This is a genomic window from Streptomyces sp. NPDC055239 (assembly GCF_053606205.1).
Map to the genome: position 1 here is coordinate 270,780 of NZ_JBSGRD010000007.1, position 22,787 is coordinate 293,566.

The window sequence follows — 22,787 nt, forward strand, 5'->3', positions numbered from 1 at the left end:
CCGTGGCCAGTATCACACCATCCCCCCACCCAGGTTGCGTGCCGGCGCGCGCGGCACCCGCCTGACTCTTCCCCCACGCAACTGGGTGACCTCCCCCGTTCGCCGCCTCCAGGAGGATCACGGTGAAAGTTCGCACCAGAAGCACAGCGGTCATCGGCACCCTCTGCCTCGTCGCTTCCCTCGCCCTGACCACGGCGTCCGCAGACGAGCCCGCCACATCCACATCACAGCAGGCCCCGAAGGTCGCGCTCACGAAAGTGACGACGGCCGCGAATCCGACCGCAGGCACCGCCGGTCCTGGCGGAACGTTATGGATCGCCGAACGCGCGGGCACCGTAAGGACGTTGGGCTCTCAGGGGCTCAGTAGCCCCGTGCTCGACATCTCCAAGGAGACCACCACCGACGGTGAACGCGGTCTCCTCGGTATCGCGTTCGACAAGAAGTTCGCGCACTTGTACATCTCGTTCACGAACCTCGAAGGCACGAGCACCGTGGACGAGTTCGCCGTGCGGAAGGGCAAGATCCGGCCCGAGACCCGGCGCACTGTCCTCACACAGACGCAGCCCTACTCCAATCACAACGGCGGCGACATCAAGTTCGGCCCCGACGGCTACCTCTACATCGCGCTCGGCGACGGCGGTTCGGGAGGCGACCCGCACGGCAACGGGCAGAAGCTCGACACGCTGCTCGGCAAGCTCCTGCGGATCGACCCGAGCGGCGGCAAGCCGTACGCGATCCCGTCGGACAACCCCTTCGTGGACGACCCGAACGCGAAGGGCGAGATCTGGGCGTACGGGCTGCGCAACCCGTGGCGGTTCTCCTTCGACGCGGGCACGGGCGACCTGCTGATCGGTGACGTCGGCCAGAGTGCCTGGGAAGAGATCGACTGGGCCCCGGCCGACAGCAAGGGCGGCGAGAACTACGGCTGGTCGCAGATGGAGGGCAACCATCCCTTCCGGGGCGGCACGGAGCCCGCGAACCACGTGCCGCCGGTCCACGAGTACGACCGCACCGGCCTCGGCTGCTCGGTGACCGGCGGCTATGTCTACCGGGGCAAGACGATCCCGGCCCTCAAGGGCCAGTACGTGTTCAGCGACTACTGCGACGGCACCATCCGCGCCCTGCAGATGAAGGACGGCAAGGTGACCGGCACGAGCGACCTCGGTGTCAACGGCGGCGAGGTCATCTCCTTCGTGCAGGGCGGCAAGGGCGAGCTGTACGTGCTCGACATCGGCGGCAGCATCTCCCGTATCGACCCGGCGTAAGGGCCGGTTCGACAGGCGGCTTCATCGCTTGGTTCGTCGGCTGGTGCGCTCCTGAGCGCACCAGCCGCGTCCACGTCATGGCATGTCTTCAACCGTTCGGAGCCTCCGCGGCCTCCCGCCATGCGGGCGGGGCGGCCGACCTGGCCTGGAGGATCCCGCCCATGGACTCCTCGCGCCATTGCCGCAGGAGTTCGTGGAAGGCGGACGCGCCGTGGGGGTAGGCGATCGGACCGTTCGGCCGGCCGCGCCCTTCGCGGTTGTAGTAGCCGGGGGTGCACTCGGCGTGGAACCACTCGTGGTCGGGGGCGTCCTCGGCAAGGACGGCGATCCAGGCGTCCTCGGCCTCGCGGGTCGGCTCGAAGAAGGCGCCCTTGGACTCGGCGGCCGCGACGAGGGCGGCTGCATGCACGGCCTGCTCGTCCAGTACGTGGGTGAAGTTGACGCTGCTGGCGTTCTGGAGGGAGCCCATCTGGACCAGGTTCGGGAAGCCGTTGCTGGTGAAGCCGTGCAGCGTGCGCGGACCGTGCTGCGCCCACGCGTGAAGGAGTTGGGTGCCTGCGCGGCCGTGGACGGGGAGCTTGCCGGAGTGGATGCCGGAGGTTCCGACGGAGAATCCCGTGGCGAAGATCAGACAGTCGAGTTCGTATGCGGTGTCGCCCACCACGACACCGTGTTCGGTGATGCGCTCGATGCCGTGGGTGTCCGCGGTGTCGACCAGGGTGACGTTGTCGCGGTTGAACGCCGGGTAGTACTTGTCGGAGAAGGTGGGCCGCTTACAGGCGTACCGGTACCAGGGCTTGAGCTTCTCCGCGGTGTCCTGGTCGGTGACGGTCCGCTCGACGCGGGTGCGCAGCTCGTTCATCTTGGCGGCGTCCGCGACCTCGTACGTGGCCTCGAAGTCCGCCCGGTCCCCCTGACGGCGAAAGCTCGGCAGGAGCTTCTCCAGGAGGCCCGCCGACGTGGTCCAGCGGTCCGCCACGAGATCCTGCTCGGCGCCCTCGCCCGAGACGATACGGAGATAGTTCTCGCGGCGCTCGTGTGCCCAGCCGTCGTGATCGGCGCCGACATCTTTGGCGGTGGTGGGGCGGTTGGCGCGCACGTCCACGGTCGAGGGGGTGCGCTGGAAGACGTAGACGTGTCCGGCGTCCTCGGCCAGCATCGGAATGACCTGGATGCCGGTGGCTCCGGTGCCGACGATGCCCACTCGCTTCTGCGCCAGGCCGCTCATGCCGCCGTCCGGGGTGCCGCCGGTGTAGGCGTAGTCCCACCGCGACGTGTGGAAGGTGTGGCCCGTGAAGTCCTCGATGCCGGGTATCCCGGGCAGCTTCGGCTCGGAGAGGGTGCCGGTGGCCGTGACGACGTACGTGGCCCGGAACGCGTCGCCGCGGTCGGTGGTGACCATCCACGTCTCGGATGTCTCGTCCCAGGTCAGCGAGGTGACCCCGGTGGAGAACAGAGCGTCGGGGTAGAGGTCGAACTTCTCCGCGATCCGCACCGCGTGGCGGCGGATCTCCTCGCCGGGAGCGTACTTCCACTCAGGCACGTATCCGGTCTCGTCGAGCAGCGGCAGGTACACGTGCGACTCGATGTCGCAGTGGATGCCCGGGTACCGGTTCCAGTACCAGGTGCCACCGAAGTCGCCGCCCTTCTCGACGATACGGACCCGCCGTACGCCCTGCTGCCGCATCCGCGCCCCGGCGAGGATGCCGCCGAACCCGCCACCGACCACGGCGACGTCGACGGTGTCGTGCAGCGGATCGCGCTCGGTCGGCTCTCCCGCGTAGGGATCGGCGGCGTAGTAGCCGAACTCGGCTTCGGTGGCGCGGTATTGGTCGGCGCCGTCAGGTCGTACGCGCCGCTCGCGTTCGAAGCGGTAACGCTGCCTGAGGTCGGCGAGCTCGTCAGAAGACGGTGCTTGAGGGGTGGTCATGTGGGGGGACCCCAATCCTGGCTGTCGGGCCGTGCCGGAGTGAACGGCCGTCCGCTACGGTAGCAACAACCGGACACTGGTGTCCGGTTGGATGGCGGGCACCCCCACACACAGCGGACAGGAAGAGTGACTCCTCATGCGGCGACTCCCGATCCGATCCCTCGCGGTCCTTGCCGCGATCGGCACGCTGGCCCTCACCGGATGCGGCACGGACACACGTGACTCCGGTGACTCCGGTGACCAGGCGGCCTCCGTCGGCGCGGGCAAGACGGTCCGCGCGCACAAGGTCATGCAGCTGACGAAGGTGCACCAAGAGACCGGTATGACCCTCCTGGAGGGCCCGACCTTCGGCAAGGACGGCGATCTGTACGTCGTCGACGTCACCGCACCCCCGGGCAAGCCCAAGGTGATGCGCGTCGACGTCGACAAGAAGACCTCGCGGGCGGTCCATACCGATGAGCGCGGGGCCTACACCTCGGCGCAGTTCGGCCCGAAGGACGGACGGCTCTACCTGACCGACTACGCGCACGGCGAGGTCGTGAGCCTGGCTCCGGACGGCAGCGATCCACGGACCTTCTTCTCCGGCAAGGTCGACGGCGCGCAGATGAACCCCGACGACATCGCCTTCGACAAGGAGGGCAATCTGTACGTCAGTGACTCACGTGGTCTTTCCGAGGGGAAGGAGCACGGGCGCGTGGTGCGGATCGACCGCGACGGCAAGAAGGCCACGGTCCTGGCCGATGACCTGGCATCGACGAACGGGATCTCGTTCGACGTGGACTACCGCGGGTTGTGGTTCAGCGAACTCACCCAGAACCGGATCTCCTACCTTCAGCTGGATGCGAAGGGAGGGGTGGCGTCCCGGCACACGGCCATCCGCGTCGACGGCGGGATCGCCCAGACGGACTCGATCGCCGTGGACGCGGACGGCAATCTCTACCAGGGGCTGCACGGCCGACCCGCGATGGCCGTGTACGACAAGTACGGTGAGCGCCTGGCGACGGTCGAGATTCCCGGCAGTGCGGCGGGACTCGAATCGGCGACCAACGTGGCGATCGCGCCCGGCGGGAAGAAGGCGTACATGACCGTCAGCGGGCCCGCCGGGGGATACCTCTACACCTTCGACGCCCTGGCGGAAGGCATCCGGCAGTCCAACGGCGGCTGACACCGCCCCGCGCTCACCCCTCGAAGGGCCGCACCGCTCCCACCTCGACGCCGAGCAGCCGCCAGGCGGCCATCGCCCGGCGTTCCCGCTCCTCGCGAGTGGGACCGGTGACGGCGCCGGAGACCATGGCGACAGCGAGCATGAGGTCATCGGCCGCGCCAAGACGGTGCCCCTTCGGCAGGTGTCCGCGCAGGCCGCGCTCCACCCGCTCGGAGAGGGCCACGGCGTGCGCGCGGATGTCGGAGTGGCCGCCTGCCCCCTCGGCGTGCAACAGGCCGATGAAAGCTGCCGACTCGGTCAGATGCCACGTCATCACACCGAGAACGTCGGCCAAGGTCGCGTCCTCGGCTGCGGCCGCCTGCTCGACCTGCCGTACGTTCTCCTCCAGAACCGCGGTCGCCACGGCGGCCCGGTCGGGAAAGTGCCGGTAGAGGACGCCTTGTCCGACCCCGGCCCGACGCGCGATCGCGGAGAGCGGAGCGTCCAGACCATGTGTCGCGTAGATCTCCCGGGCGGCGGTTATCAGAGCGGACCGGTTGCGTGCGGCAGCCTTCGGCCCGTCGTTCGCGGGTCGCCGTTCGTCCGGCTTGGGCTTGGGAGGCTGCGTCACCCCGGAAGCCTACCGGCGGCGACAGGGGCGGCTCACGCCTGCCGTACGGAGGCTTTGGTGGCCGGTTCGTCGGCCAGGGCGATGTGGGCGGTGATGCGTTTGCCGGCCGGTTCGAGGTGGACGTGGAACTCCCGGGCGACGGCCATGACTATCTCCAGGCCGTGCCCGCCTATTCTGCGCGGGTCTTCGGGGCGGGCGACAGGCTGGGCGGGGACGCTGTCGTGCACGGTCACCGCGACTGCCGCGTCCACGATGACCAGTTCCATGAGCAGCGGCCCGGGGGCGTATTTGCGGGCGTTGGTGACCAGTTCGCTGACGACCAGTTGAGTGAGGTCGATCGCGCGGGCGGAGACGGCGACGTCCTGGTCCGTCCGGGCGCGGGTGAGGAAGTCGAGCGCGAGGTGACGTGCCTCGGCGATGGAGGCGTCCCCACCGTTCAGAGGGACGGTGACCCCCATGGTGTGAGCTCCCGACGGCCCCTCGCCGTCACTGCCGGCTGAGTCCATGTCCTCGCCACCTTCGTCCCCGTTGTCTGCGCTCACCTACCCTGCCGGACGCTTCGCATACTGTCCTGTCCCGGATCGACAATCCGTTCGAGTAGGCCTGCGTGTTCCGTCCGGCGGTTCTCCGGGTGATTACCCGGGGCCGCGGCGCTTCGGCGAGTGCAGTCGAGAACATGGTGACAGACCGCCGCCGGGACGGCCCGCCCCTGTGCGGAACGGGCCCACTGAAGCATGTACGGGACGGGCCCGCTGAAGAGGTGAAGAGGGCCCGTCCCGTCCGGCGTCCTGGCCGGCGCCTTAGCCGGCGGCGGACCGCAGAGCCGCAAGGGCCCGGTCCGCGTGGGCGCTCATCCGGAACTCGCTGCGCACCACCTCGAGAACGCGGCGGTCGCGTCCGATGACGAAGGTGGCCCGCTTGGTCGGCAGGGGACCGAAGCCGCGTGCCACGCCGAACTGCCCGCGCACCACGCCCTCCGGGTCGGACAGCAGCGGGAAGCCGAGCGTGTGCAGCCCCGCGAACTCGCGCTGGCGCTCGACGGCGTCCGCACTGATGCCCACCGGCCGCGCGCCCGCCGTCGCGAACTCGGCCGCCAGGTCACGGAAATGGCAGGCCTCCGCGGTGCAGCCGGGCGTCATCGCCGCCGGGTAGAAGAACACCACCACCGGGCCTTCGGACAGGAGCGAGGAGAGGGTCGTGGGCGTGCCCGTCTCGTCGGGCAGCGTGAAGTCCTCGACCAGGGAGCCGACTTGGATCCGGGTCATCGCTGTGCTCCTTGGCCGTGGCGGACGCGGGCGGGCGAAACAGGCGTGGAAGCGGGAGTGAGAGCAAGAGTGGGAGCAAGAGGTGGACGAGGGGGGTGGACGGACACGAGGTCTCCTCACGGCACGGCAGCACTAGGCAGGTGGCACGCGATACTACTCGGCGGTAAGGAAGGGTGTCTTCGGCCTGGCCCGCCGTACGCCTTGCGGTGTGCGGCCGGCCAGCCTGAGCCCCTGGGGCCGCCCTGGTGCCCCAGGGGCCGATCAATCGATGCGCGCACGGCGCATGCGGGCCCTGCCGTCAGGCAGCCTGAGCCTGCCCGGTGCCCTCGTCCCCGCGGACGGCCTCCGCGCGTACACGGGCACAGCTGGTGGTGATGAGGCGGGAGACGTGCATCTGCGAGATGCCGAGCTCTTCGGCGATCTTGCTCTGCGTCATGTCCTCGAAGAAGCGCAGATACAGAATGGTCCGCTCACGCTCCGGCAGCCGCCGCAGACCTGCCTTGGCGGCCTCGCGGTCGGTGATGAAGTCGTAGGCGGGATCGGACGCCCCCAACGTGTCGGCCAGGCTGAATCCATCAGGGTCGGCGGAGATCTCGGCGTCGAGCGACAGGGCGCTGTAGCTCGTCATGGCCTCCAACCCGTCACGGACCTCGGCCTCCGTCAGACCGGCCTGCTCGGCTATGTCCGCGATGGGGGGCTCGGCGTCGCGACCCGGCTGGTCCAACAGGTCGCGGCGAGCGACACGGACCTTGTTGCGCAGTTCCTGGACACGACGGGGTACCCGTACGTCCCACATGCGATCGCGGAAGTGCCGCCGCAGCTCTCCGGTGATGGTGGGCACGGCATAGCTCTCAAAGGCCCCGCGCTCGGGCTCGTACCGGTTGACCGCCTTGACCAGGCCCATCGCCGCGACCTGCCGCAGGTCTTCGAGGTTCTCGCCCTTGTTGCGGAACCGGCTCGCGAGACGGTTCGCCATGGGCAGCCAAGCCGTCACGATCTCCTCGCACAGCACGTCGTGCTCGGGCCCTTCTTCGAGCGCGGCGAGGTGGGCGGAAGCCGCCTTGGTGTCGGGAGCGTCGTCATGGGGACGTCGCGTCCCCGTACGACGACGGACTGAGGGTGCGTTGACATCGGTAAGCATCAGGAATCGCTCCTCAACGGTGGGCCGACAAGTGACCGCGAGGAACGGGATGACCCGGAGCCGGACATCCAGCGGGATCGGACAGACCGCTCCCCGCGGATGCGCCTCCGTTCCGAAGCACGAAGTACGCCTGCCCCTCGACTCGGAGGGGAAACAAGTCAAACGCCCGCGGTGGTCCCGGAACGGGCGAACGCCCGTGCCGATCCGTCGACGCGCGGCCCGTATGACCACCAACGCCAGTACGAGCACATCAAGGAGAGCGTCGAGGATCGTTCGTCCATGAACAAGAAGGAACTCAAGCAGGCTCTCGGCCGGTGACGTTGCCACGCGCGTTGCCGCCGATCGGGCGATCTTCACCGTTCGGGGCGCATGCGGAGAAACGGATGGGGCACCCGGGGTGCGGGGTGCGAAGCGTCGGACGGCCTCGGACGCTTGGCTTCGCCGATCGGCCGCATTGGGGTGCGGCCGATCGGCGGCCTTCCTCGTCCCGCAAGAGTGCGTCAAGTCGTCCCTGTCGACGGCGCGCCATGGGCAGCCGCCGCTTCGCGCAGAGCGTGCAGCCCCGCCGCCACCAGGGGATGGGCCGCACTGCCACGCCGCGCCGCGGTCAGGAACCGGCGCGTAGGCGCTGCCGATGTGCCCCCAGTGGGCGGCCCTTGCCTGCGTGGGCGCGGCGAGCGCCGGAGGGAGCGGTCACCGCGGGATCGCACGTGATGGTGTGCCGGCGTCAGGCCAGCATTCCTGTACGGAGCTTGCTGAGGGTGCCGGTGAGGAGGCGGGAGATGTGCATCTGGGAGACGCCGAGTTCGGCGCCGATCTGCGACTGGGTCATCTCCTGGCCGAAGCGCAGTTCAAGGATGCGGCGCTCCCTGTCGTCGAGATCGTCGAGAAGCGGTGCCAGGGTGTGCATGTTTTCCACCGCCTCCATGGCCGGGTCGGACTCACCCATCACATCGGCCAGGGTGCGCGTCGGCGCGGCCGCGCTCTCACCACCGTCGCTGGGCGCCTCCAGGGAACCGGCGGTGTAGCCGTTCGAGGCGACGATGCCCTCAATGACCTCGTCCTCGGTGATGGACAGGTGGTCGGCGAGTTCCTTGACGGTCGGGTCATGGTCGAGACGGGTCGAGAGCTCTTCCTTCGCCTTGGCGAGTTCCACGCGCAACTCCTGCAGCCGGCGCGGTACATGCACGGCCCAGGTGGTGTCCCGGAAGAACCGCTTGATCTCGCCGAGGATGTAAGGGACGGCGAAGGTGGCGAACTCGACTTCGCGGGTGAGGTCGAACCGGTCGATGGCCTTGATGAGGCCGATCGTGCCGACCTGGATGATCTCTTCCATGTCGCCGCTGCCCCGATTGCGGAAGCGCCGGGCCACGAACTGGACGAGGGTCAGGTTCATCTCGATAAGGGTGTTGCGTGCGTATTGGTATTCGTGCGTGCCCTCTTCCAAGGTCTGCAGCCGGTCGAAGAACATCTTCGACAGCGCTCGAGCATCCTTCGGGGCCACCTTGTCCGTGTCCTCGATCCACGGCAGCGCGCCATCGGCGGCGGGCATCCCGCCCGAGGCCGGCGCTTCGTCCTTTCCCACGGTCCCGGCAACCTGTTCAGAGATCAGTGACATGTCCCTACCTCCCCTAGCGGTACGACGCTTCCTCGTACGGCCCCTGCCCCGGCATCCGGGAGGCATGTGCGTTGACCCAAATTTTCTTGCTGTGGGGAAATAGTTGTCTGCATGCATCGTACGATGTGCGAGGTTGCCCGGCTTCGGCCAGGCATTCGCCCGAACCTGACAGCCCCAGCCACCGGAGTGACTCTTCGGGCGTGCCGTGTTGGACTGAGTGCATGTCCCCCTACGCCGAAGGCCGACGGACCGGGGGCGCTGTCAGGCGGACTCTTACTTCGGCGTGGCTTAACGAGAAGCAGGATCACGTGGACAGATTCGCTGCCGTCGAGCGGGCGCTGCGCAACGCGGCACCCCACTTGTTGCTCGATGTCGTGACGGGGGCGTTGCGGGAGGAGTACGGGGTCGAGCGGGTGGAACTGCGGCTCGCCGACTACGGCTTGACCACCCTCCAGATGGTGGAGGACGTGCCGTTCACCACGGAGTCGGTGTCCCTCCGGAACAGTCCGCAGGGCAGGGCCTTCGGCGCCCAGGAACCCTATGTCGAGTCAAGGGTCGTGCACGGCGCGGCGACCGTACATCTCCCGGTGACCGTCCGGGGGGACCGGATGGGCGTACTCACCCTCACCGTTCCCGAAGAGCGCTGTACCCAGGACGGCCTGACGGAGATGCAGCGCATCTGCGAGGCGCTCGGCCACGAGATCCTGGTCGCCGAACGCGACACCGATCTGTACCTCCTCGCGCGCCGGGCCGCCCGCCTCACTCTCGCCGCCGAGATGCAGTGGCAGTTGTTGCCCGGTCGCTCGGTGGCGCGTCCCGAATTCGCGTTGGGCGCCCACCTGGAGCCCGCGTACGCGATCTTCGGGGACAACTTCGACTGGTCGGTCTCCGCGAACCACCTCACCCTCACCGTGACCAACGGAATGGGCCAGGGGATGGAAGCGGCGCTGCTCACCAACCTCGTGGTGAACGCGCTGCGCAACGCCCGTCGGGCAGGACTCGATCTGGCGGGCCAGGCGAGCCTCGCCGACCAGGCGGTCTACGCGCAGTACCGGGGCGAGCTGCACGCCTCCGTCCTGCTTCTGCGCTTCGACCTCGCCACCGGCGAGGTGGAGGCCGTCGACGCCGGATCCCCCCGCATGTGGAGGCTCCGAGGACGGGCGGTCACGTACGTCGACTTCGACGCGCAGCTTCCCCTCGGGATGTTCGAGGAGACGGCCTACGTCGCGGAGCGCCTGCGGCTGGAACCGGGTGACCGCATTCTGGTGGGCAGCGACGGGGTCTACGACAGCGTCTCGAAGGCGGGGGAGCCTTACGGGGAGCGGGCGCTCGCGCGGTCCCTGTCCGCGCACCGTCTGCTGCCCGCGGCACAGGTGCCGCAGGCGGTGCTGCGCGACCTCGCGGATTACCGAGGCTCGCTGCCTCTGGACGACGATGCTCTCGTGGTCTGCCTCGACTGGTTCGGACGGTAGTCCCGCGTACATGGGCCTACGGGAGCCGCGCGTGCGTGCGTGGTCCACGGGCCGGCCTGAGCGCTCAGCGGCCTGACTAGCCGACCGAGCGCCAGGTTCTGGCTCCCTCGTCGCCCTGCTCCGGCGCGGTCGCCACGTCACGGAAAGCCCTGAGCCCTTCGAGCAGCGCACGCCGGGCCTTGGGCGGCATCGCGTCGATGGTGGCCATCAGGATGCCTTCCCGGCGCTTTCGCAGGTCGGTGAGGTAGGCCCTGCCGAGGCTCGAAAGGCGAAGCTCCAGTTCCCGTCGGCTGACCGGGCTCGGCGTGCGTTCGATGAGGCCCGTGGCCTGCAGCCGGTCGCACAGACGGCTCACCGACGGTGGAGCGGACCCCAGGGCCTCGGCGAGCATCCGCAGATTGATGCCGTCCTCGCGGTCCAGTGCGTAGAGCACGCGCAACTGCGACGGAGACACAGGCCCGGTCGGAACGGCCTCACGCCCCTGCTCCCACATGACTTCGAGCAGTTCGATGAACTCGGAACCCGCAAGAGCCGCATCCCGGGACCTGCGATCCGGTTCGGGACTCAGACCCATAGCGATGACACTCCGATCGGCGTTGTCTCTCTTGTACATCTTGCCACCGGGGCACGGTCCACACATCGTCCCGATCGGCTGCCGAGGACACCCGGGTCGTGGAGACCGGCGATCGTGCGTCCGGCGAACTTCTCGCAGTGGACGGGCACGATGGGGAGGTGGTGGCAGTGCACGCGGCACCGGAACACACCTCGGCGTCGGCGGTCGCCCGAGGAAGCATAGTGGAAACCGGCCCGGGCATCGCAGGGCCGTGCCCACCCGGGCCGCGACTCCGCTCCGTCCGAGATCAGGTGCCCGGCATCGACAACGCGTGAAGACTGCCGGAACACGGCAATGCGCCCGAACTGTCCTGCGGACCAGGATGGCTACGGCAGGAACGGGGGGCGAGTTCCGGTGCCGGGTCGCGCATGCGGGATCCGGCACCGGGACCCGAGCCGCAGCGAGCGCGGACGGGGTGGAGCGATGGGGGAATTCCTGCACGCCCTTGCCGGGTTCCCGGCCATCCTCTTCAGCGCCGCTCTCCCCGTGGTCCTGGGCTTCTGGCTGCTGGTCGCACTCGGCGGCGCCGACGCCGACAGCTTCGACTCGGATGTGGACGCCGGCGCGATGGGCCTGGACGGTGTGCCGGTCGCCGCCGCGGTGTCCGTGATGGCCGTGGTGGGCTGGTTCACCAGCCTGACCGGTTCGATCCTGGTCGACCGGTCCGCCCCCACCGGACTGGTGCACGCGGGGGCGGACGTCGTTCTCCTCCTTCTCTCCCTCCTGATCGCCTGGTGCGTGACGCGACGCCTCGTACGCGGCTGGGTCAGCCGCGGCTGATCACTGCCCCCGGGACAGCCCCGCACGTTCCAGGCAGTCGGCGATCGCCGCTGTCTCCGCCTGGTCCAGAGCCCGCATCGGAGGGCTCATCACCTGCGTGCTGATGATGCCGCGCAGCATCAGCGCCGTCTTGAACGCGCCGAGTCCCGCGGCCGTCGCGGACGCCGTGCCGGGGCGGGCGGCGCGGACGATGTCGAAGAGCGCGACCAGACGGTCCTGCTCGGACTTCGCGGCCGCCCAGTCGCCGCGTACCGCCGCCTTGTGCAGACGCACATAGCCGTGCGGATCGACGTTGGCCAGACCGGGGACCGAGCCGTCGGCGCCGGAGAGCATCATCGCGTCGACGACCAGCTCATGGCCGGTGAGCACGGAGAAGGTCGGCAACTCGGCTGCTCCCAGAGCCAGTCGGCGGAACGAGCCGTCGTCGCCGCTGGAGTCCTTCACTCCGGCGAGTACGCCGTCCGCGGCCAGCGGGAGCAGCAGCTCCGGGTCGAGCTTGCTGTGGACGCAGACCGGTACGTCGTACGCCAGGAGCGGCAGGTCGACCGAGGCGGCGATGTCCCGGAAGTGCCGGTCGATCTCCGTGGTGTGGGTGCGGGTGTAGAAGGGGGCGGTGGCGACGACCGCGTCGGCGCCGAGACCGGCCGCGGCGCGGGCCCGTTCGATCGCCCGGTTGGTGGTGGTCTCGATCGCTCCGACGAGGACGGGCACCTGACCCGCCGACGCAGCCGTGATCACCTTGATGACCTCGTCCTGCTGTCCGGGCGTCAGATACGCGGTCTCGCCCGAGCTGCCGAGGGCGAACAGGCCGCTGACGCCGCCGTCGATGAGGTGGCCGACGACCCGCTCCAGGGAAGGCCGGTCGATCTCCCCGTCCGGGCCGAGCGGGGTGACTACAGGCGGGATCACACCGGAGTAGCGGGGGGTGCGGGCGGTCATGCGGTGCTCCTTGCGGACGGGACGGGCGCCGGATCATCGGCGGGGGAGACGGGGGTCTGGGGGTGGACGCAGTGCCAGCGGTGTCCGTCCGCGCCGGTGCTCGGGGCGGGGAAGAGAGTGGCGCAGGTGTCGTCGGCCTTCCAGCACCGGGTGCGGAAGGGGCAGCCGGACGGCGGGTTGGTGGCGGAGGGGACCGGGCCGGTCAGCACGATGCGTTCGGTGGCCTCGAGGAGGCTGGGAGTCGCCGAGAGGAGTGCCTCCGTGTACGGGTGGGCGGGGGAGCCCGCCACATCGGCGGCCCGGCCCTCCTCGACGATGCGGCCGAGATACAGGACGGCGATGCGGTCGGCGAGATAGCGCACGGTCTGGATGTCGTGCGAGATGAACACCATGGCGAGGCCCAGACGTTCGCGCAGGTCGACGAGGAGGTTGAGGACCTGGGCGCGTACGGACACATCGAGCGCGGACGTCGGTTCGTCGGCGACGATCAGTTCCGGTTCCAGGGCCAGGGCGCGGGCGATGGCCACGCGCTGACGCTGGCCGCCGGAGAGCTGACCGGGCAGGGCGGCCAGAGTGTGTCCCGGCAGACCGACCAGGTCGATGAGTTCCCTGACGCGCGCCTCGCGCTCGGCACGGGTGCCGCGCCGGTGCACGTCAAGCGGGTCCCGCAGGATCTGCCGTACCGTGAGCCGCGGGTTGAGCGCGGTGGCCGGATCCTGGAAGACGACGCCGACAGCCGAGCCGAAGTCGTCGCGCCGCTCGGCCGCCGACATCTCCCAGAGGTCGCGGCCGTGGAAGCGGACCTCGCCCTCGGTGGGCTTCTGCAGCCCGGTCAGGACGCGGGCGAGCGTGGACTTGCCGCACCCCGACTCGCCGACGAGACCGACGATCTCGCCGCGCTCGATCTCCAGCGTGGCGTCGGTGAGCGCGTGTACGGCGTCGCGCCGGAAGACGCCTCCGCTGCGTGCCTTGTGGCGTACGTGGACGCCGTCGAGCCTGATCACAGGGCGCTCCCTTCCAACTGTGCGGCGTTCGCCGGGTGGTGGCAGGCGAAGCCGTGGTCGTCCGCGCTGCCGCGGACGGTGAGTGCGGGCGCCGTGGTCCGGCACAGCGCGTCGGCGGCGGCGCAGCGCGAGGCGAACCGGCAGCCCTCGCCGAAGCCCTGGGGTGCGGGGACGACGCCGCGGATCTGGTGCAGCCGGTCGGCACCGGCTTCTAGGGAGACCACCGAACCGAGGAGGCCGCGGCTGTAGTGGTGGGTGGGATCGGTCAGTACGGATCGGGTGGCGCCGATCTCGGCGAGGCGGCCCGCGTACATCACGGCGACACGGTGCGAGAGGTCGCCGACGAGGGCGAGGTCGTGCGAGACGAGGACCATCGCGAAGCCGAGTTCGTCGCGCAGCCGGACGAGGAGCTCGACGACCTGGGCCTGGACGGTGACGTCGAGGGCGGTGGTCGGCTCGTCCGCGATGAGCAGGCGGGGGTCGCGGGACAGGGCCATGGCGATCAGGACGCGCTGGCGCTGACCGCCGGAGAGCTCGTGGGGGTAGCTGCGCAGGGTGCGTTCGGGTGAGAGTCCGACGAGACCCAGGAGCTCGGCCGGAGTCTTCGTACCGCCGCGTGAGGTCAGTTGCTTCAGCTGGGTGCCGACGAGGACGGACGGATTGAGAGAGGAGAGCGCGTCCTGGTAGACCATCGCGATCTCCGGGCCCATCAGGGCGCGGCGCTCCTTGGGCGAGACGTCGAGGAGATTCCGGCCGCGGTAGAGGATCTCGCCGCTGACCTCGGCGTTGCGGGCGAGCAGGCCCATGACGGCGAGGCTGGTGATGGACTTGCCGCAGCCGGACTCGCCCACCAGACCGAGGGTCTCGCCCTCGTGGACGGTGAAGTTCAGCGCGTCGACGACGGGAATCTGCCCGTAGCGGTCGGGGAAGCGGATCGCGAGGTCGCGTACGACGAGGAGTTCGGCGGCGTCGTCCGGTACCGGAGTGATGGTCGGCTCCGTCGCGTTGATGCGGCGGGCGAGCTTGGCCAGGGCGGCGTCGATGTCCACGGGAGAGGGGGCCTCGGCGGGCTCGGGCGCGTCGGCCGGGGTCGGTTCGACATCGGCCCGTGCCTGCTTCGGCGCGGCGGAGGCGTCGGTGAGGCCCTCGGAGAGGATGTTGAGCGCGAGGACGGTGACCAGCAGGGCGAGGCCGGGGAAGAAGGTGGCCCACCAGCCGCCCGCGAGGAGGATCTGGCGTCCGTAGGCCAGGACGCTGCCCCAGCTGGGATCGGGGTCCTGCACTCCGGCGCCGATGAAGGAGAGGCTGGCCTCGAAGATGATCGCCTCGGCGACCATGACGGTGGCGAACACCATGACCGGGGCCATGCAGTTGACGGCGACATGGCGAAGGACGATGTAGCCGCGCCGGGCGCCGATGACCTTCTCCGCCGCCACGTAGTCCTCGCCGTACTGGGAAAGGACGTTGGCGCGCACCACGCGGGCGAGCGAGGGGGTGTAGACGAAGGCGATGGTGAAGATGATGACCGGGACGCTCGTGCCGAAGACCGCGACGAGCACGGCGGCCAGCGCGATCGGCGGGAAGGACATCACGACGTCGAGGGTGCGCATGACGGACTCGTCGCCGAGTTTGCGCGAGGTGGCGGCGATCGACCCGAGCAGCGAGCCGACGACCAGGGCGATGGCGGTCGCGCCGAGGCCGATGACCAGGGAGTAGCGCGAGCCGTGCACGACCCGGGCGAAGACGTCGCGCCCTGCACGGTCGGTGCCGAACCAGTGCGCGCCGCCGGGAGACTGCACCGGAGTTCCGGTGGCCAGCGGATCCTGGGTGAGCAACGGGGCGAATACGGCCGCGAGGACGACGGCGATCAGTACGCCGAGGGCCACGCGGGAGGTGACGGGCAGGGCACGGAACGCGATGCCCGGCCGTGAGAGTTTCTTGGCCAGAGTGCCGGTGGCGAACATGTCACACCGTCCTGATGCGCGGGTTGACCAGCAGATAGAGCAGGTCGACGATGACGTTGACCACCAGGAACGCGATGGCGATGGTCAGTACGGTGCCCTGGACCAGGGCGACATCGCCGCCGGTGACACCTTCGAGGATGAGCTTGCCCATGCCGGGCAGGTCGAAGATCGCTTCGATGACGACGGCGCCGCTGAGCAGATAGCCGACCTTGACGCCGAGCACGGTGAGCGGCGTGACGAGAGCGTTGCGCAGCACCGAGCGGACCACCAGGAGCACCGGCAGGCCGTTGCCGCGCGCGGTGCGGACATAGTCCCGGTCGAGCTCGGCCACCATCGAGGTCCGCACGAGGCGGGCGAGCGACGCGGCGACGGGCACCGCGAGCGAGAACGCGGGCAGCGCCATGGTCGTGAGCCAGCCGCTGAACGAGTCGGCGGGGTTGGTGTATCCACCGGTCGGGAAGATCCGGACGTTCAGGGCGAACTGCTGGATGAGCAGCACCCCGAGCCAGAACGAGGGGATGGCGACGCCCGCCATGGAGAACACCCGGAAGAGCTGGTCGGGCCAGCGGTCCCGGTACATCGCGCCGAGGACACCGGAGACCACGGCGAGGACGATCGCGATGAGCAGACCGAGGAAGGTCAGCTGGAGAGTGAGCGGGAAGGCGGCGCCGATCCGGTCGGCGACGGGCTGGCTCGGCGGGACCGTCACCCCCAGATCGAAGTGGAGCAGTTGGCCGAGGAAGTCGAAGTACCGCACGGGCAGCGGATCGTTGAGGCCGTTGGCGTCGGCGAAGGCCGCGCGGGCCTCAGGACTTGCGCTCTCCCCGAGCGCGTTGAAGGCCGGGTCGGCCGGCGAGAACTGCAGCACCACGAAGACCAGCAGCGCGATGCCCAGGATCATCACCGGCATCATCGCGACGCGACGCAGCGCGAGCCGGAGAAAAGCAACCATCGTTCGGGTTCCTTGCGGTCGGGCGGACCAGGCCGGGACTCCTGCTGTGGGGCCCCGGCCCGTTGAGCACGTTGAGCGTGTTGAGTACGTCGAGTACGTCCAGCGCGGGCGGGGCGGTCAGGCGCGGCCGACGTCCAGGAAGGACAGACCGGTGGTGGGCAGCGGCTCGAAGCCGGGCAGGGACTTCTCCGTCCAGGCCGTGGGCAGCTTGCGGTGCAGGATCGGGTAGAGCGCGGCCTCGTCGGCGACGAGGTCGGTGACCTCGCCCCACAGCTCCTTGCGCTGCGCCTCGCCTGCGGCCCGAGCAGCCTTGTCCAGGGTCTGCTTGACCTTCTTGTACGCGGCGGACTTGCCCCAGCCGTAGCGCTTCTCGGGCCAGAACCCGTAGTAGAACCAGCGCAGCAGAAGGTCGGCGTCGTTGCCGAAGACAGACGGGTCGCCGGGGGCGACGAGCACGTCGAAGTCGCCCTTGTCGATCTTCGCGTACTGGGCCGGGGACTGGGCGATGCTGAGGGTGACCTTGACGCCCGCCGCCTCCCAACTCTCCTTGAGGAGCGGGGCGATGTCCTTCACCCAGCCGGTGTCGGTGGTCAGGACGGTGAAGGAGAGGTTCTTTACGCCCGCCGCGGCGAGCAGCTTCTTCGCCTTGGCCGTGTCGTGCGTGTAGACGGTGGCGGCCCGGTGATAGTCCGGGTGCGTGGCGGGGACGTACCCGGTGGCCGGTTCCGCGTTGCCGACCATCGCGGTGGAGATGATCTTCTTGGTGTCCAGGGCGTAGTGCAGCGCCTGGCGCACACGCTTGTCGGCGAACCGTTCGTCGGCGGTGTTGAACATCAGGAAGAGCAGACCGAAGGACTGCACGGACTGGATCTTCGCGGAGCCCGCAAGGCGCTTGACGTCGATGTAGGGAACGTCCTCGATCGCCTGGACCCGGCCGGATTCCATGGCGCTGACGCGCGCGGAGGGGTCCGACATGAGGCGCCAGATCATCTTCTTGGCCTTGGCGGGGTGTTCGCCGTTGTACTTGTCGTACGCCTCGAAGACGATCTTGTCCTCGCGCACGGCCTCGACGAACTTGTACGGTCCCGAGCCGACCGGTTTGGCGTCGAACGCCTTGGGGTCCGGCTCGACGATCTTCTTCGGGACGATCCGCGCCACGGCGATCCGGGACGGGAAGAGCGCGAAGGGGTGCTTGAGCTTGAACTCGACCGTGTGGGCGTCCACCGCCTTCACCGTGTCGATGAAGGGCACGAACTGCGCCATCAGCGAGGCGTTCTTCGGATCCAGGATGCGTTCGAAGCTGAACACCACGTCGTCGGCGGTGACCGCGGATCCGTCGTGGAAGGTCGCCCCCTTGCGGAGCGTGGCCCGGTAGGTGGTGGCGTTGATCTTCTTCGGCAGCTCGGTGGCGAGCGCGGGCCGGGCCTCGAGCGTCGCCGGATCGAGGTCCACCAGGCCTTCGAAGATGTGCATGTTGGCGGCGTACGGCGTCGCGCCCGAGGTGATCATCGGGTCGAAGCCGGTCGACAGCGGGTAGGAGAGGCCGGCCTCGATCAGGCCGCTTTCGCCTCCCTTGCCCGTGCCGCCGTCGGTGTTCGACGACGGCCCGCCGCAGGCGGAGAGGCTCGCCGTGATGGCGGCCGCCGTACCGATGGCGGTGGTGCAGCGCAGGAAGGTGCGGCGCTCGAATCCGGCTGATCTCAGCTCGGGCACGGGTCCTCCAGGGACGTCGATAAAGCTCTATGTAGCTCGATAAAGGGGGGAACGCGGGGCGGGGAAGCAGCCGAGGGGAACGCAGGACCGCGAGGACCGTGCAACCTCAGGCATAAGACGTCAGATGTCTGATGCCTTGATAGCGTGGGAACGTAGCTTGACAATCGAAAGGGGTCAAGAGGTGGGGAGTTCACCCATGTCCGGTGCTCAGCCCGTGTCCGGTGCTCAGCCCATGTCCGGTGCGAAGCCCGGCCGGCAACTGCTCCGGCAGGAAGTCGTCGAGGGCATCAAGCGCTACATCCTCGAGGAGCGGCTGCGCCCCGGGGACCCGCTGCCCACTGAGCCTGCCCTGTGTGAGGCTCTTGGCGCGAGCCGCTCCAGCGTGCGCGAGGCCGTCAAGATCCTCAACGCCCTGGACATCGTCGAGGTCCGTCACGGCCACGGCACCTACGTCGGCCGACTGAGCCTGTCGGCCCTGGTGGAGAGCCTGACCTTCCGCGGTCTTCTCTCGCCGGGCGACGACTTCCAGGTCCTCGCCGACCTCGTCGACGTACGCGAACTCGTCGAGCGCGGGATGGCCGACCGGATCGTCACGACGCTCAGCGCCGGCCAGATCGACGCGCTGGAGCGCCTCGTGGTCGCCATGCGCGACAAGGGTGCGGGGGAGGGGCGCGGCTTCGTGGAGGCGGACCGGGCGTTCCACGCGCTGCTCGTGGAGCCGCTCGGCAACGAACTCATCGAGCAGCTCTCGATGGCCTTCTGGGATGTGTACGCGATCGTCGCGCCGCATCTGGACGGGTTCACGCACGCCGACGAGACCGAGACCATCGCCGCGCACCAGAGCATCGTGGACGCCGCGCGGGCCGGTGACGTCGCCGGTTTCATGAAGTCGCTCGGCGAGCACTACGCGCCGGTGCGGCGACGGATCTCCGAGGCCCGCGCCCGGGACGCCGCACAGGTCTGACCTGGCAACTCGTCCTCCTGGAGGCTCTGCCGTGGCAAGTGCCCGGCAGGGCGGAGCCCTTGACGACCCCTGAGAGCGCTGCCTAGGGTCCCGTCTGCCGCCAGGACATCAGACGTCTTCTGTCTGGAGGTCCGGCGTTCAGCTTCCCGGTCCCACCCCCAGGAGGGCACCTCCATGCCGCTGACGGACCTCTCACTCGCGGACTGCCGCGCCTACCGGCCCGAACTGGCGGAGCCACCCGACTTCGACGCCTTCTGGTCGCGCACCCTGAACGAGGTCTGCGCAGGTGGAGCGAGCCCGCCGGAGTTCACCCCCGTCGACACCGGGCTCACCCAGATCCGTACGTACGAGGTCGCCGTGCCCGGCTTCGCGGGACAGCCGGTCCACGGCTGGCTGCAACTGCCTTCCCAAGGCGGTGAACCGCTCGGCTGCGTCGTGGAGTTCGTCGGCTACGGCCGGGGCCGCGGACTGCCCCACGAGCATCTGTTCTGGGCGTCCGCCGGTTACGCCCACCTGGTCATGGACACCCGGGGTCAGGGCTGGTCGGCCGCGGTCGGCGCCACCCCCGACACGGACGCCGGGGCGGCGGGCGCGGTGCCGGGCTTCCTCACCCGTGGTGTCGAGAGCCCAGAAACGTATTACTACCGGCGAGTGTTCACCGACGCCGTGCGCTGCGTGGAGGCGATGCGCGGGCACCCGGAGATCGACGCGGACCGGATCTTCGTCACCGGCGTCAGCCAGGGCGGCGGCATCGCGCTTGCCGTGGCGGGGCTCGTGCCCGGGCTCGCGGGAGTGCTCCCCGATGTGCCCTTCCTCTGCAACGTCCGGCGAGGTGCGGAGATCGCGGCCCTGCCGCCGTACACCGAGATCGCCGAGTACCTGAGGCTCCACCGCGACCGCGCCGAGACGGTGTTCACGACCCTGTCGTACTTCGACGCCGCGCTGTTCGCCGCCCGCGCCACCGCTCCCGCGCTGTTCTCCATCGCGCTGATGGACGAGGTCTGCCCGCCCTCCACCTGCTTCACCGCCTACAACCACTACGCGGGCCCCAAGGACGTGCGGATCTACGCCTTCAACGGGCACGAGGGCGGCGGCGCGCACCAGCAGCGGGAGCAACTCGCCTGGGTCCGCTCCCTCCACCCCGATGCGCGGGGCGGTCACCACTCCGTGGTCACCGCCTCGTACTGAAGATGATCAAGTCCCCTCTGGCAAGCCCCCTCCGAGAAGAGAGATCGTCCATGCAGCGAAGAGTCCCCCTCGCCCTGCTGTCCGCCGCAGCGCTCCTCGTCACCGTGACCGGCACCGCACACGGCGCCCCCGCCGCCTCCGGTGAGCTGACCTCCCAGGACCTGACCACCAACGGAGTGGGCTCGCCCTACTACCGCATCCCCGCCCTGACCACATCGGTCAAGGGCACGCTCCTCGCGGCCTACGACGCCCGGCCCACCCTGGGCGACCTGCCGGGCAACCTCGGCATCGTGCTGCGCCGCAGCACCGACGGGGGCGCGACATGGAAGGCGCAGCAGGTGGTGCGCAAGGACGCCGCGCCCAAGGGCCACGGCGATCCGAGTCTGCTCGTCGACCGTACGACAGGGCGGATCTTCGTCTTCTACGCCTCCTCGGTGAACCAGGGCTTCGCCGGCTCGGGCACCGGCAACGACGAGAGCGACCCGGACATCCTCCAGGCCGACTACAGCTACTCGGACGACGACGGTCTCACCTGGACCCACCGCCGCATCACCAAGCAGATCAAGAACCCCGCGTGGGCCGGCATGTTCGCCGCGTCGGGCGAGGGCATCCAGCTGCGGAACGGGGCGCACAAGGGCCGGTTGATCCAGCAGTACGCCGTGCGGATCAACGGCGCCAACTACGCGGCCAGCGCCTACAGCGACGACCACGGAGCCACCTGGAAGATGGGCAATCCGGTCGGCCCCGGCGGGGACGAGAACAAGACCGTCGAGCTGTCCGACGGCAGGATCATGCTCAACAACCGCTCGAAGCCGTACCGGACGATCGCGTACTCGACCGACGGCGGGGTCAACTACACGCCGTTCCAACAGGACACGCAGCTCACCGACCCGGCGAACAACGCCTCGATCATGCGGTACAACGCCGGGGCCGCGGCATCGGACCCGCAGTCCTCGTGGCTCCTGTTCAGCAATACCGAGGACGCGTCGGCGCGGCGCAACCTCACCGTGAAGATGTCCTGCGACAACGGCAAGACCTGGCCGATCAGGAAGGTCGTCGATCCGGGCGCCGCGGCCTATTCGACGCTGACCAAGTTGCCGGACGGGCGCGTCGGGCTGCTCTACGAGCGCGGAGACTACGCGCACATCACCTACTCGTCCTTCGACCTGGACTGGCTCGGCGGCACCTGCGCGGACATCACGATCGCCTCGCCCACGGGCCTGAAGGCGGACGCGAGCGCGGAAATCGAGGTCCGTGTGGTCAACCGGATGGACACGCGTCGCGCTCAGGGCACCCTCGATCTCACCGTGCCCGGTGGATGGACCACGCGGCAGGTCACCGTCCCCGCGCTCAAGCCGGGTGAGGGGGCCACCGTCAGGGTCCCGGTCACCGTGGCGCCGGACGCCTCGGGCAGCGCCAAGCTCACCGCCACCTATCGGACCGGGGGCAAGCAGGCCTCGGGCAGCTCGACGGTGGCGATCACTCCGTAGGTTCCAGGCGGGCGCGGATGCCGTCGAAGTGGGTCCGCATGGCGCGCACCGCGCGTCCGCCGTCCCCCGCCGCGACCGCGTCGACGATCTCGCGATGCTGCGAGCAGGTGACGCCCGGATCCTGATGGCCGTCGTCGAGGTCTTCGCGTACGCGGTCCATGGCGGCCCAGAACGCGTCGAGGACCTCGCTGAGCAGATGGCTGTCGAGTGAGGCGTAGAGCGCGAGATGGAAGGCGCGGTCGGTGGCGCGCGCCACCCGCCCTTCGCGCGCCTCGGTCTCCATCTCGGCGACGAGAGCCCGCAGCACGGCGAGGTCCTCGGCGGGGATCCCGGCGGTGACCGCGCCGACCAGGCCCGCCTCAAGGGCCTCCCGCACCTTCATCAGCTCGTAGAGCCCCGGCTCGCCCAGGCGGTGACGGACGGCGGCCCGGAAGGCGAGACCTTCGGCGAAGGGAGACAGCGAGAGCGAGCCGACGAAGGTGCCGAAGCCCCGGCGGATCTCGACGACGTTGACGGCCTGGAGCGCCTTGAGCGCCTCGCGCACCGACACCCGGCCGACCCCGAAGAGCTCGGTCAACTCGGTCTCCGTGGGCAGCGGGTCACCGGGGGCCAGCCTGCGCTCCAGGATCAACTCCTTCAGCTGGCGCTCGGTGTCCTGGGCCATGGTCGGGCGGCGAGCCACAACATCCTCCTGAGGTGCGATTGCCGTGCGGT

The 22,787-nt window shown here is 69.4% G+C and carries 21 protein-coding genes; 8 read left to right on the top strand and 13 right to left on the bottom strand.

From position 1 onward, the window contains the following. Positions 1 to 122: 122 nt before the first annotated feature. Positions 123 to 1,265 (top strand): PQQ-dependent sugar dehydrogenase, encoded by a 1,143-nt coding sequence (locus ACWFRJ_RS23760; RefSeq protein WP_453534255.1) that lies wholly within the window; start codon positions 123 to 125, stop codon positions 1,263 to 1,265. An 88-nt stretch (positions 1,266 to 1,353) separates the two neighbouring features. On the opposite strand, the gene ACWFRJ_RS23765 is transcribed toward ACWFRJ_RS23760, so the two are convergent. Next, the gene (locus ACWFRJ_RS23765) at positions 1,354 to 3,195 is read right to left on the bottom strand and encodes a flavin-containing monooxygenase (RefSeq protein ID WP_453534258.1); all 1,842 of its coding nucleotides are present in this window, start codon (positions 3,193 to 3,195) and stop codon (positions 1,354 to 1,356) included. A 136-nt stretch (positions 3,196 to 3,331) separates the two neighbouring features. Between ACWFRJ_RS23765 and ACWFRJ_RS23770 the strand changes: the two genes are divergently transcribed. Then, on the top strand, positions 3,332 to 4,360 hold the full coding sequence (locus tag ACWFRJ_RS23770; protein WP_453534261.1) for an SMP-30/gluconolactonase/LRE family protein: 1,029 nt from the start codon (positions 3,332 to 3,334) through the stop codon (positions 4,358 to 4,360). A 13-nt stretch (positions 4,361 to 4,373) separates the two neighbouring features. Here ACWFRJ_RS23770 and ACWFRJ_RS23775 read toward each other — a convergent pair whose 3' ends face one another. From ACWFRJ_RS23775 to ACWFRJ_RS23790, 4 genes are all read right to left on the bottom strand, one after another. After that, complete coding sequence (locus tag ACWFRJ_RS23775; RefSeq protein ID WP_453534264.1) at positions 4,374 to 4,970, bottom strand: TetR/AcrR family transcriptional regulator; 597 nt, start codon at positions 4,968 to 4,970, stop codon at positions 4,374 to 4,376. 32 nt (positions 4,971 to 5,002) lie between these two features. Continuing rightward, positions 5,003 to 5,476 (bottom strand): ATP-binding protein, encoded by a 474-nt coding sequence (locus tag ACWFRJ_RS23780; protein WP_453534267.1) that lies wholly within the window; start codon positions 5,474 to 5,476, stop codon positions 5,003 to 5,005. A gap of 294 nt (positions 5,477 to 5,770) precedes the next feature. After that, the gene (locus tag ACWFRJ_RS23785; RefSeq protein ID WP_453534270.1) at positions 5,771 to 6,235 is read right to left on the bottom strand and encodes a peroxiredoxin; all 465 of its coding nucleotides are present in this window, start codon (positions 6,233 to 6,235) and stop codon (positions 5,771 to 5,773) included. Between the two features lie 298 nt (positions 6,236 to 6,533). Then, positions 6,534 to 7,376, bottom strand: a complete 843-nt coding sequence (locus ACWFRJ_RS23790; RefSeq protein WP_453534273.1) for a SigB/SigF/SigG family RNA polymerase sigma factor — start codon at positions 7,374 to 7,376, stop codon at positions 6,534 to 6,536. 171 nt (positions 7,377 to 7,547) lie between these two features. Here ACWFRJ_RS23790 and ACWFRJ_RS23795 point away from each other — a divergent pair, with 171 nt between their 5' ends. Continuing rightward, positions 7,548 to 7,694, top strand: a complete 147-nt coding sequence (locus ACWFRJ_RS23795) for a hypothetical protein (RefSeq protein WP_453534276.1) — start codon at positions 7,548 to 7,550, stop codon at positions 7,692 to 7,694. 409 nt (positions 7,695 to 8,103) lie between these two features. Here ACWFRJ_RS23795 and ACWFRJ_RS23800 read toward each other — a convergent pair whose 3' ends face one another. Next, on the bottom strand, positions 8,104 to 8,994 hold the full coding sequence (locus tag ACWFRJ_RS23800; protein WP_453534279.1) for a SigB/SigF/SigG family RNA polymerase sigma factor: 891 nt from the start codon (positions 8,992 to 8,994) through the stop codon (positions 8,104 to 8,106). Positions 8,995 to 9,302: 308 nt separating this feature from the next. Between ACWFRJ_RS23800 and ACWFRJ_RS23805 the strand changes: the two genes are divergently transcribed. Next, complete coding sequence (locus tag ACWFRJ_RS23805) at positions 9,303 to 10,466, top strand: PP2C family protein-serine/threonine phosphatase (protein ID WP_453534282.1); 1,164 nt, start codon at positions 9,303 to 9,305, stop codon at positions 10,464 to 10,466. Between the two features lie 76 nt (positions 10,467 to 10,542). Here the strand turns inward: ACWFRJ_RS23805 and ACWFRJ_RS23810 are convergent, their stop codons facing one another. Further along, positions 10,543 to 11,040: a MarR family winged helix-turn-helix transcriptional regulator gene (locus tag ACWFRJ_RS23810; protein WP_453534285.1), complete on the bottom strand. Its 498-nt coding sequence runs from the start codon at positions 11,038 to 11,040 to the stop codon at positions 10,543 to 10,545. Positions 11,041 to 11,502: 462 nt separating this feature from the next. Here ACWFRJ_RS23810 and ACWFRJ_RS23815 point away from each other — a divergent pair, with 462 nt between their 5' ends. Then, positions 11,503 to 11,859, top strand: a complete 357-nt coding sequence (locus ACWFRJ_RS23815) for a hypothetical protein (RefSeq protein WP_453534288.1) — start codon at positions 11,503 to 11,505, stop codon at positions 11,857 to 11,859. Here ACWFRJ_RS23815 and ACWFRJ_RS23820 read toward each other — a convergent pair whose 3' ends face one another. The 5 genes from ACWFRJ_RS23820 to ACWFRJ_RS23840 form a co-directional block, all read right to left on the bottom strand. Then, positions 11,860 to 12,798, bottom strand: coding sequence for a dihydrodipicolinate synthase family protein (locus tag ACWFRJ_RS23820; RefSeq protein WP_453534292.1), 939 nt, complete (start codon positions 12,796 to 12,798; stop codon positions 11,860 to 11,862). Beyond that, positions 12,795 to 13,802: an ABC transporter ATP-binding protein gene (locus tag ACWFRJ_RS23825; RefSeq protein ID WP_453534295.1), complete on the bottom strand. Its 1,008-nt coding sequence runs from the start codon at positions 13,800 to 13,802 to the stop codon at positions 12,795 to 12,797. The genes ACWFRJ_RS23820 and ACWFRJ_RS23825 overlap by 4 nt, the downstream gene beginning before the upstream one ends. Then, positions 13,799 to 15,766, bottom strand: coding sequence for a dipeptide/oligopeptide/nickel ABC transporter permease/ATP-binding protein (locus ACWFRJ_RS23830; protein ID WP_453534298.1), 1,968 nt, complete (start codon positions 15,764 to 15,766; stop codon positions 13,799 to 13,801). Before ACWFRJ_RS23830 ends, ACWFRJ_RS23825 begins: the two co-directional genes overlap by 4 nt. Before the next feature lies 1 nt (position 15,767). Further along, a complete protein-coding gene (locus ACWFRJ_RS23835) occupies positions 15,768 to 16,718 on the bottom strand; it encodes an ABC transporter permease (RefSeq protein WP_453534301.1) in 951 nt (316 codons plus the stop codon). A gap of 117 nt (positions 16,719 to 16,835) precedes the next feature. Continuing rightward, positions 16,836 to 18,431: an ABC transporter substrate-binding protein gene (locus ACWFRJ_RS23840; RefSeq protein ID WP_453534304.1), complete on the bottom strand. Its 1,596-nt coding sequence runs from the start codon at positions 18,429 to 18,431 to the stop codon at positions 16,836 to 16,838. 232 nt (positions 18,432 to 18,663) lie between these two features. Here ACWFRJ_RS23840 and ACWFRJ_RS23845 point away from each other — a divergent pair, with 232 nt between their 5' ends. The 3 genes from ACWFRJ_RS23845 (at position 18,664) to ACWFRJ_RS23855 (ending at position 22,073) form a co-directional block, all read left to right on the top strand. Then, the gene (locus ACWFRJ_RS23845) at positions 18,664 to 19,395 is read left to right on the top strand and encodes a FadR/GntR family transcriptional regulator (protein WP_453534645.1); all 732 of its coding nucleotides are present in this window, start codon (positions 18,664 to 18,666) and stop codon (positions 19,393 to 19,395) included. A 174-nt stretch (positions 19,396 to 19,569) separates the two neighbouring features. Further along, a complete protein-coding gene (locus ACWFRJ_RS23850) occupies positions 19,570 to 20,583 on the top strand; it encodes an acetylxylan esterase (protein ID WP_453534307.1) in 1,014 nt (337 codons plus the stop codon). Positions 20,584 to 20,633: 50 nt separating this feature from the next. Further along, positions 20,634 to 22,073, top strand: coding sequence for an exo-alpha-sialidase (locus ACWFRJ_RS23855; protein WP_453534310.1), 1,440 nt, complete (start codon positions 20,634 to 20,636; stop codon positions 22,071 to 22,073). Here the strand turns inward: ACWFRJ_RS23855 and ACWFRJ_RS23860 are convergent. After that, complete coding sequence (locus ACWFRJ_RS23860; RefSeq protein ID WP_453534648.1) at positions 22,063 to 22,737, bottom strand: FadR/GntR family transcriptional regulator; 675 nt, start codon at positions 22,735 to 22,737, stop codon at positions 22,063 to 22,065. The two genes, ACWFRJ_RS23855 and ACWFRJ_RS23860, sit on opposite strands and share 11 nt — an antisense overlap. Positions 22,738 to 22,787 lie beyond the last annotated feature (50 nt).

What these genes read in the sequence shown, in the direction of transcription:
- ACWFRJ_RS23765 (WP_453534258.1), bottom strand. Translation starts at nt 3,195, where the DNA reads ATGACCACCCCTCAAGCACCGTCTTCTGACGAGCTCGCCGACCTCAGG.
- ACWFRJ_RS23770 (WP_453534261.1), top strand. Translation starts at nt 3,332, where the DNA reads ATGCGGCGACTCCCGATCCGATCCCTCGCGGTCCTTGCCGCGATCGGC.
- ACWFRJ_RS23780 (WP_453534267.1), bottom strand. Translation starts at nt 5,476, where the DNA reads ATGGACTCAGCCGGCAGTGACGGCGAGGGGCCGTCGGGAGCTCACACC.
- ACWFRJ_RS23785 (WP_453534270.1), bottom strand. Translation starts at nt 6,235, where the DNA reads ATGACCCGGATCCAAGTCGGCTCCCTGGTCGAGGACTTCACGCTGCCC.
- ACWFRJ_RS23790 (WP_453534273.1), bottom strand. Translation starts at nt 7,376, where the DNA reads ATGCTTACCGATGTCAACGCACCCTCAGTCCGTCGTCGTACGGGGACG.
- ACWFRJ_RS23800 (WP_453534279.1), bottom strand. Translation starts at nt 8,994, where the DNA reads ATGTCACTGATCTCTGAACAGGTTGCCGGGACCGTGGGAAAGGACGAA.
- ACWFRJ_RS23810 (WP_453534285.1), bottom strand. Translation starts at nt 11,040, where the DNA reads ATGGGTCTGAGTCCCGAACCGGATCGCAGGTCCCGGGATGCGGCTCTT.
- ACWFRJ_RS23815 (WP_453534288.1), top strand. Translation starts at nt 11,503, where the DNA reads ATGGGGGAATTCCTGCACGCCCTTGCCGGGTTCCCGGCCATCCTCTTC.
- ACWFRJ_RS23820 (WP_453534292.1), bottom strand. Translation starts at nt 12,798, where the DNA reads ATGACCGCCCGCACCCCCCGCTACTCCGGTGTGATCCCGCCTGTAGTC.
- ACWFRJ_RS23830 (WP_453534298.1), bottom strand. Translation starts at nt 15,766, where the DNA reads ATGTTCGCCACCGGCACTCTGGCCAAGAAACTCTCACGGCCGGGCATC.
- ACWFRJ_RS23835 (WP_453534301.1), bottom strand. Translation starts at nt 16,718, where the DNA reads ATGGTTGCTTTTCTCCGGCTCGCGCTGCGTCGCGTCGCGATGATGCCG.
- ACWFRJ_RS23845 (WP_453534645.1), top strand. Translation starts at nt 18,664, where the DNA reads ATGTCCGGTGCGAAGCCCGGCCGGCAACTGCTCCGGCAGGAAGTCGTC.
- ACWFRJ_RS23850 (WP_453534307.1), top strand. Translation starts at nt 19,570, where the DNA reads ATGCCGCTGACGGACCTCTCACTCGCGGACTGCCGCGCCTACCGGCCC.
- ACWFRJ_RS23855 (WP_453534310.1), top strand. Translation starts at nt 20,634, where the DNA reads ATGCAGCGAAGAGTCCCCCTCGCCCTGCTGTCCGCCGCAGCGCTCCTC.
- ACWFRJ_RS23860 (WP_453534648.1), bottom strand. Translation starts at nt 22,737, where the DNA reads ATGGCCCAGGACACCGAGCGCCAGCTGAAGGAGTTGATCCTGGAGCGC.